The organism is Pseudomonas sp. PB105, assembly GCF_009764655.1.
In the GTDB taxonomy this organism is placed as follows: domain Bacteria; phylum Pseudomonadota; class Gammaproteobacteria; order Pseudomonadales; family Pseudomonadaceae; genus Aquipseudomonas; species Aquipseudomonas cyclaminis.
The window spans coordinates 69,058-75,781 of sequence record NZ_RWIO01000083.1 but is presented as its reverse complement, the minus strand read 5'-3'; the positions used below and the strand labels follow the sequence as shown (position 1 = coordinate 75,781).

Annotated in this window: 6 protein-coding genes; 3 read left to right on the top strand and 3 right to left on the bottom strand. The window is 59.8% G+C overall.

Going from position 1 to position 6,724, the window contains the following annotated elements; translation table 11 throughout:
• The 3 genes from EJD88_RS20025 to EJD88_RS20015 all read right to left on the bottom strand — a co-directional run.
• Window positions 1-1,376: DUF6531 domain-containing protein (locus tag EJD88_RS20025; protein ID WP_256673700.1), on the bottom strand; the 1,376-nt coding region annotated here is incomplete at its 3' end.
• A gap of 198 nt (window positions 1,377-1,574) precedes the next feature.
• Window positions 1,575-3,056 carry a methyl-accepting chemotaxis protein gene (locus EJD88_RS20020; protein ID WP_158878828.1) on the bottom strand — a complete coding sequence of 494 codons (1,482 nt, stop codon included), beginning with the start codon at window positions 3,054-3,056 and terminating at the stop codon, window positions 1,575-1,577.
• 96 nt (window positions 3,057-3,152) lie between these two features.
• Entirely contained in the window at window positions 3,153-3,959 is an 807-nt protein-coding gene (locus tag EJD88_RS20015; protein WP_158878827.1) for a TatD family hydrolase, read from the bottom strand.
• Window positions 3,960-4,195: 236 nt separating this feature from the next.
• Here EJD88_RS20015 and EJD88_RS20010 point away from each other — a divergent pair, with 236 nt between their 5' ends.
• From EJD88_RS20010 to EJD88_RS20000, 3 genes are all read left to right on the top strand, one after another.
• Window positions 4,196-5,617 (top strand): transglycosylase SLT domain-containing protein, encoded by a 1,422-nt coding sequence (locus EJD88_RS20010; protein WP_158878826.1) that lies wholly within the window; start codon window positions 4,196-4,198, stop codon window positions 5,615-5,617.
• A 101-nt stretch (window positions 5,618-5,718) separates the two neighbouring features.
• Window positions 5,719-6,153, top strand: a complete 435-nt coding sequence (locus EJD88_RS20005) for a DoxX family protein (protein ID WP_099586828.1) — start codon at window positions 5,719-5,721, stop codon at window positions 6,151-6,153.
• A gap of 260 nt (window positions 6,154-6,413) precedes the next feature.
• Window positions 6,414-6,722: a hypothetical protein gene (locus EJD88_RS20000; RefSeq protein ID WP_099586827.1), complete on the top strand. Its 309-nt coding sequence runs from the start codon at window positions 6,414-6,416 to the stop codon at window positions 6,720-6,722.
• The last annotated feature ends 2 nt before the right edge of the window (window positions 6,723-6,724 follow it).

The following is a 6,724-nucleotide window of genomic DNA, read 5'->3' as shown; positions in this document are numbered from 1 at the left end:
CTGGTGCGATACAACCGTGTCCACTCAAACGGCAGAATCCCGTCTAAAACACCGTCAGTCAGCGTAAGTAATTCTTCGCCGGTGACCATCGACACCGGGCAGCCGTTGGTCACGGTCTTATCCGAAGCCGCAGCAGCATCCCCCTTCGGATTCGTCGCCACGGCAGGCGCGTCGTCGACATGTTCCTGGCGAACCAACAGCGTCCGCTGAGTCTTATTACGAACCGCCGGCACCGCGTTCGAAACCAGATTCTCCCCAGCCTTCAACGGCGCAGCCGGCACTGCCTTGATCGGCGTCGCTGCACCGCCCAAGAGCAAAGGCTTGAGCGCCTCCGAGTGCGCGTCCAACTTCGGCCCCACGAGGTGATCGGCCAGCAACTCCAACAACGCCCGCGCCCGTTTGGATTTGATAGTGCTCAGCGTCTGTGCGCCCATGCGTAGCGCCACACCCGTCCCAGCCGTCGCCCACATCAGCAGCAGGTTGATCAGCACTTCACCGGTGACCTCGCCCAGCAATTCATACATCTCTGGCGGTGGCAGCAGGCGTATCCAGCTGACGATCGCCGAGACATAAATGAACAACAGCGGCTCATCGCTAAGCACCAACAAACTCTTGGCAATCGCTTCGCTGCCCAGCTTCAGTAGTTCATCAAGCTCAGCCTGAGAGAGGTACGCCAACAACTGCTGGCTGTTGGCCTTGAGATTCGCCAGCAGGTCGTACAACTGGGCAATGTTGTCCCACAGGTTGTAGAGCGCCTTGGCCATCCCGGTGGAAAACGCCACGCCCTGCATCGCGCTGCGTTGCAAAGAGCTGGCGCTGGCAAAATCCTTCCATTGGGGTTGGAAAGTCGCCGTCCACTCTTCCCGCAGCCGACCCTCTAGCCCCGCAATCACCGACTGATAAGACGCATACAGCGCCTTGACGTGATCCTGAGACACAGTGGGGTAGAAGGTGATTTGGTACGGCTGATTGCGATCACACTCGGTGATTTCGAGGATGCCGCTGGGGCCGATAGTCCGATGCAGCGGCGCGCCCATCGGGCTGCCATCCGCCGCAATGGCTTGGAGCATCACTGGCGTATTGCCGATAGGTACAAAGCGGGTGCTTTCGAACATATGCACCAGGGTCAGCGAGCCCTGGGCACTGCACATGGCGACCGTTTTACTGGGTGCCTTGGACGAAACCGGCGCGACCAGCTCTACCTCGTCGCCCACCTTGAAGACCTGCTCGACCTCCAGCGCCGAACCGCTCCAGAAGCTTTCGGCCCAGGCATCAAAGGTGTTCAGGCAATTACGGAAGTCTCCGAAGACGCGCTCACTATCTGGCGCCTTGGGATCCATGGGGGCCAGGACGAAGCTGGCGATGACGGGAATCAAGAGGCAGCCCTATGTGGCAGGGCGGTCATTGAGAAGTACATCGGCGGTCCCTCGCACTGAATCATCAGGCGAGAGACTTTGGAGAGGTTCGTCAGATAAAGAAGTCGGCGTTATTCGCCAGCATGGCTAGGAGGTTTCGCCAAAATTTCGGGTAAATGGTGGGGCTAGCGTAGGAGTCGGATTACAGGTAGGGAAGTCCTACAGCTTCAGTTGCCCAATCGCTTTGCTCAACTCCCCGGCCAGCGTCGCCAGCTCATTGCTGGTCGTGGCCGAATCCACGGTCTGCTGCACGGTGTTTTCGGTCACATCGCGAATGCTCACCACTGCGCGGTTCATCTCTTCGGCCACATGGCTTTGTTGCTCGGCGGCGACGGCAATCTGGGTGTTGCTCTCGCGCATTTGCGCCACGGCGCCGGTGATTTCGGCGAGTGCCGCGCCGGCCTCTTGGGCTTGTTGCACGCAGTCGTCTGCCTTGAACGAGCTTTCCTGCATAAAGTCCACCGCGTCGCGGGTGCCCGCTTGTAGCGCTGAGACCATGCGGGTGATTTCGTCGGTGGAGCTTTGCACGCGTTTGGCCAGGTTGCGCACTTCGTCGGCGACCACGGCAAAACCCCGGCCCATTTCTCCGGCCCTGGCGGCTTCGATGGCGGCGTTGAGGGCGAGCAGGTTGGTCTGTTCGGCGATGCTGTGGATCACGCTGACCACGCCGTTGATTTTCTGGCTGTCTTCGGCGAGCTTCTGGATCATTTCGGCGGTTTGTTGCACACCGCTGGACAGCCCGGCAATCGAGTGTCTTACCCGCGTCACGACTGCCTGGCCGCTGCCGGCGAGGGTGTCGGCGGTCTGGGACAAGTCCCGGGTGGCGCCGGCATGTTGGGCGATGTGATAGACGGTGGCGGTCATTTCGTTGATGGCGGTGGCGGCCTGGTCGGTCTCGCTTTGCTGGCCGAGCATGCCGTGTTGCACCTCGTTCATGCTGCTGGCCAGGCGCGCGGCGCCTTCGTCGAGTTGCCGGGCAGTGCGCGCCACGGTGCTGACCACGCGTTGGTAGCCAGCCTGCATGGCATTGAACGCGCTGGCCATCTGGCCGACTTCATCTTTGCAGGCCAGGGGGACGCGGGCCGATAGATCGCCGGTTTTTTCCACGTGCAGCATGACGTCCTTGAGCGTGTTGAGCTGACTGAGCAGGAAGCGGATCAGCAACTGCGAAGCGCCCAGCATCGCGAGCATCAAGATTGCCACCGCCACGGCGTAATTGACGAAGCGTTCGCCGAACACCTGGCTCAAGCTTGGTGCATAGGCAAGCACGCCAATATATTGCCCGTCCGGGCGGGCGATGACTTCGGCGCCCATCAATGGATTCTCGCCAAACAGCGGCATGTGATTGAGTTCGACCCAACCGGTGGTGGTGCTCAGGGCTGACAGATCCAGATCGCCGAGCTGTGGGACTTGGCCTCGCGCAAACGTCAGCCAGTGCGCGTCCTTCGGCAGTGGCTGATCGGTTGGCCAGGCACCCAGCAATCGCCCCTGGGCCTGCGCCGACGCTTGGGACGCGGTGATGCGCGCCTGTTGTTCGAGCTGCACGGCGTACAGCACCAGCAGGAGGGTGGTGATGAAGGCAACCGCGTTGACGGCCCAGAATTTGTACTTCAGCGAGATATTGCTAAGCCAGGCACCCATGGAAGGTTTTCTCTGATAGCGGAAACAGCATTGGCAAGGTGCCATTATTGTGCCGCTATTCAGAAAGCCGGTTTTGACGTGGGTCAATGCGCCGCATCAATCCACGGTCGGCAACCCAAAAAAAGCGCGGGAACAGGCAGTGCTGTGTTCGGCCAGGTCTTGCGCGCTTTCATTGCGGTGCAGGGCAACTTCGCGCAGGACTTCTGTCAGGTAGGCCGGCTCGTTACGACCATTTTTCGGTTTGGGGCGTAGGGTGCGGGGCAGCAGGTAAGGCGCATCGCTTTCCAGCATCAGACGGCCTCGGGGAATTTCCCTGACGAGCGGGTGCAGGTGTGTCCCACGGCGTTCGTCGCAGATCCAGCCGGTGATGCCAATGTGCAAATCGAGGTCGAGGTAGCTGAACAGCGCCGCCTGTTCGCCGGTAAAACAATGCACCACGGCGGCGGTCAGGTGGTCGCGGTAGTCCTTGAGAATCTCCAGCAGGCGTTGGTTGGCGTCACGCTCATGGAGAAACACCGGAAGCTTTAGTTCGACGGCGAGGGCCAAGTGTTTTTCCAGGACTTTTTCCTGTTGTGGGCGCGGTGAGAAATCCCGATTGAAATCCAGGCCGCATTCGCCCACCGCACGTACCCGGGACTCACCGAGCAAACCGCGCAAACGCTGGGCGCTATCGCCGTTCCAGTCGCTGGCGGAGTGTGGGTGGATACCTGCGGTACTGAACAGGCGTTGGCCGCTTTCGTCGAGGTTGACGCACAGCTCCAGGGCCTGTGCGCTACCGTCGACGCTGGTGCCGGTGAGTACCAGTTGTTGCACGCCGGCGGCGTAGGCGCGGTCGAGAACGGCCTGGTGCTTGTCGTCGAAACTGGAGTTGGTCAGGTTGACGCCGATATCAATGAGTTGCATGGTGCTATCTCCGCCTGCGGCCGGAAAGCATATCAGAGCTGTAGATTTATAAGAAAAACGAAGAACTACAACGAGTTATAGCTGTCTTTGAACGTCGCAAGTGACATGGTGGTTGGCTGAACGCCTTGCACTGTGCCACCGTTGCGCGCAAAGCCTGCGCATAAAGCGCTCTGTTTCTGACCCCCACCGCGTCGTTTTTCGCGAGCGCGTTGGCCAGTATTCTTTCCGGAGAGCGGATGATCCGACCCTCGGCGTTGCTTATATTGTGCCTGACGTTATTGCTGCCCATGGCAGCGGTTGCGCGTCTGGACGGGCCGCTGGAAGTGACCAAGCCCGGCAAGGTTCGTGACCTGGCGCAAATTCGTTCCAGCCGCACCCTGCGGGTATTGGTCAACCAGAGCCGCAACAGCTCAGGCGAAGTGCAGGGCCAGGCGATCGGTGTCGAATACCACCGCCTGCGCGCCTTTGAGCAATACCTCAATGGTCACGCCCGGGATGGCCAGGAAATCAACCTCAAGATTATCCCCAAGGCCAAGGACCAGTTGCTCGGCGCGCTGGCCCGTGGCGAAGGCGATCTGGTGGCGCCTGGCGAATTACTGGATGTGAAGGCGGCTCATAAAGTCAGCACCAGTGACCCGATTGCCAGCGATGTTCCGTTGTGGCTGGTGGGTGTTAAGGGTGAGCGGCGGTTTACCAAGTTGGAGCAATTGTCTGGGCGAACCCTGGCGCTGACCACCGGCAGTGCGGCGGCGGACGCCATCAGCCAGGTCAATCAGAAGCTGGCCCTGCACAAGCAGCCACCGGTCAAGGTGGAATGGGTGGACCCGACCCTGGCGGTGGAAGACGTACTGGAAATGGTCCAGGCGGGGATTTTTCATCTCACTATCGTCGAGAAACCGATTGCCGAACGCTGGTCGAAGATCCTGCCCAAGTTGCGCTTCGACAAACAAGTCGTCATCAGCGAGCCCGGCGATGAATACTGGTTTGTGCGCCAGGATGCTTCGATGCTGCGGGCCAGTATTGATCGATTTCTCAAGACCTATCGCACGCCGTCAGATCAGGACGTGGCATTCCAGCGTATCTATAGACGCCTCTACCAAGTGCGTAATCCGCTGGCCCGTGCAGACCGTCAGCGCCTGGAAAAACTACGCCCTGTGCTGCAAAAACACGCCCGTGAACAGGGCATGGACTGGCTGAACCTGGCCGCACTGGCCTTCAAGGAATCTGCCCTCGACCCTGGGGCGCGCAACAGCGGCGGCCCTACCGGGCTGATGCAGATCACACCCTCCGCGGCGCAACGGGTGGGCGTCAGCAACATCGAAAATCTCGACAGTAATGTACAAGCAGGCGCGCGTTACCTGGCGTTGATCCGTCGCAAGTTCTTTTCCAGCCCCAAGCTCAACGAGCGCGAACGCATGGCCTTTGTACTGGCGGCCTACAACATGGGGCCGGAGCGGGTGCAAGGGATGCGCACCGAGGCCAAGCGCCGGGGACTGAATCCCAACCAATGGTTCTTCCAGGTGGAGCGCATTGCCATGGAGCAGGTAGGGATGGGCGGCGTCAGCTATGTTAATAGCGTGAACAAGTACTACTTGGCGTTTGATCGGGAGCGGGAGTCCCTGGAGCCGCCAGCGGCGAAGATTGTCTCACGCAAATAATCTATTTTATCGATATTAATTAGGCATTTTTTCGGCTTTTATCATTGCTTAAACTGATTAATATAGCGGCCAACCAACCTACTTCGAAAAGGATTTACCCCATGAGCCCAATGATTAAAAGCCTGCTGTCCACCCGTGCCGGCTACGGTCTGACCGTCCTGCGCATTGTCGTCGGCATCATCTTTGCCGCCCACGGTTCGCAAAAACTCTTCGGTTGGTTTGGCGGCTATGGCTTGGCGGGCACTGCGCAATGGATGGAAAGCATCGGCCTGGCACCGGGTACCCTGATGGCGCTGCTGTCGGGCGGAACCGAGTTCTTCGCCGGCCTGGCGCTGATCATCGGTTTGCTGGTGCGCCCGGCGGCATTGGGCCTGACCATTCTGTCGCTGGTGGCGATCTTCTCGGTACACATCCACAACGGCCTGTTCATGGCCAACAACGGTTATGAGTTCGCACTGGCCTTGTTGGGCGGTTCCCTGGCGGTGCTGCTGGAAGGTGCGGGCAAACTGTCTGCCGACCGCGCCATCGCTAACTGACCGCTCTGCAGCACCCCGAAGAGGCCCGCCATGTGCGGGCCTTTTCATTGCTCTGGATTCTTGACATCGGCCCTTCGGCTTCTCTAGGATGCTGTCCATGCGCCGATTTAAACAGCTAATTGCGGGGCGCCACTGGGACTCAATGCAGCCCGACAGAAGCGTGTTTTCCCCTGAGGAGACAGCTTCGAAATACCGCTAAAGCGCTGGTTCGGTGTTGCCTCTCACCTGCCCGCAGACTTTTGAGGCAGAGACACGACACGATGAATGCACTACGCCCCCTGATACGCCTGGCTCCGATCACTGCGGACCTCACTCAACGCAATCCAAAAATCCTCTTGGGCGGCAAGCACCAGCCGACGTTGCTACGTTATCTGGACGGCTGGCCACGTCGCACCGGTCGGCCTTCGGCGTTCCTGATCCAGTTTGTCGAAGACGGCGATTCCCTGGCCCGCTTTGCAAATAACAGCTTCGACCTGGCGGTTATTCAGGCGCCCAGCGCCAGCAACGCGCAGGAGGTCATCCGAGAGTTGACCCGCATTGCCCGTCAGGGGCTGATTGCCAGGCGTTAGAG